The sequence below is a fragment of the Streptococcus sp. CF7_Ac1-8 genome, from assembly GCF_024295435.1.
GTDB classification, from domain to species: domain Bacteria; phylum Bacillota; class Bacilli; order Lactobacillales; family Streptococcaceae; genus Streptococcus; species Streptococcus mitis_AP.
The window spans coordinates 1-1120 of sequence record NZ_JANCPI010000029.1 but is presented as its reverse complement, the minus strand read 5'-3'; the positions used below and the strand labels follow the sequence as shown (position 1 = coordinate 1120).

Sequence of the window (1120 nt, the reverse complement as noted above, 5' to 3'; positions counted from 1 at the left end):
CTTCGCTGCAGGTTTTGCTTGCGCTGTTGGAGTGACTGAGTCTACTGACATTGTTCCAGTTGACTGAGCTTGGTCGACTTCTGAGTTGGTTGTGGCATTATCGATAGCTTCCTTGGCTGAGTCGGCTTTTACTTTCGCTTCAGCCTTAGCTGCAGTTTTCTCTTCGTCTGTTAAGTCTGTACGAGATTCTATCTCGTCATTCTTAGCTTTCAGAGCTTCATCAATTGACTTCTTAGCTTTTGGCTTCGCTACTGCTTCTGGATTTACATTATTTACTTCTGTTGTTCCAGTCACCTTAGCTTGTTCTACTTCCGCATTTGTTGTTACGTTGTCGATGGCTTCTTTCGCTGCATTTGCTTTTTTCTTAGCTTCTACCTTAGCCTCAGTTTTCTCTTCGTCTGTTAAGTCTGTGCGAGCATCAATTTCGGCATTCTTAGCTTTAAGAACTTCGTCGATGGCTTGCTTAGCTTCTGTCTTCGCTACTGCTGCTGGATTGATTGATTTTACTTCTTTTGTTCCTGCAGTTTTAGCTTTTTCTACCGCATCGTTTGTTGTTGCATTGTCAATCGCTTGTTTAGCTGCATCAGCTTTGGCTTTCGTATCTGCTTTTGCTGCAGTTTTTTCTTCGTCTGTTAAGTCTGTACGAGCGTCAATCTCGGCAGTCTTAGCTTTCAGAGCGTCATCGATGGCTTTATTAGCTTCTGTTTTAGCTACTGCGTCTGGGTTTACAGCTTTTACTTCTGTTATTCCAGTTGACTTAGATTGAGCGACTGCTGCATTCGTTGTTGCTTTGTCGATCGCTTCTTTCGCTGCATCGGCTTTAGCCTTAGCTTCTGCTTTTGCTGAAGTTTTCTCTTCTTCTGTTAAGTCTGCGCGAGAATCGATTTCATCAGTCTTAGCTTTGAGAACTTCGTCAATAGATTTCTTAGCTTCTGGCTTCGCTACTGCTGCTGGATTAATTGAATTTACTTCTGTTGTTCCAGTTGACTTAGATTGAGCGACTTCGGCATTTGTTGTTGCATTGTCGATTGCTACTTTCGCTTCATCGGCTTTAGCCTTAGCTTCTGCTTTTGCTGCAGTTTTCTCCTCATCTGTTAAGTCTGTACGTGCATCTATCTCG

Annotated in this window: 1 protein-coding gene; it reads right to left on the bottom strand. The window is 42.9% G+C overall.

Going from position 1 to position 1120, the window contains the following annotated elements; all coding sequences use genetic code 11:
• On the bottom strand, positions 1-1120 hold a 1120-nt coding region (locus NMM26_RS09520; protein ID WP_254754487.1), incomplete at both ends, for a DUF1542 domain-containing protein.